Source organism: Burkholderia sp. BCC1999 (assembly GCF_905339975.1).
Classification (GTDB): domain Bacteria; phylum Pseudomonadota; class Gammaproteobacteria; order Burkholderiales; family Burkholderiaceae; genus Burkholderia.
Map to the genome: position 1 here is coordinate 1 of NZ_CAJPHP010000079.1, position 250 is coordinate 250.

Sequence of the window (250 nt, forward strand, 5' to 3'; positions counted from 1 at the left end):
CGACAGCCGATATCTGTTGATATCCTCTGACTGGCTCAATCGCCAATGACAAAGATTCGATCCAAGTCGAACGCTTGTCATTGAAGATTGGTGGAGGCAGACGGGATCGAACCGACGACCCCCTGCTTGCAAAGCAGGTGCTCTCCCAGCTGAGCTATGCCCCCATTTGAGTACAGATGACCTCAGGTGTTATAGCCTTGTCGGCATGGGATTCTCGTAAGCGCTAAAGCGCTAACGATCATCGACACGT

General features: G+C 52.0%; 1 tRNA gene. It reads right to left on the reverse strand.

Annotation, left to right across the window (positions count from 1 at the left end):
• Window positions 1-88: 88 nt before the first annotated feature.
• Window positions 89-164, reverse strand: a tRNA-Ala gene (locus U5809_RS34640).
• Window positions 165-250 lie beyond the last annotated feature (86 nt).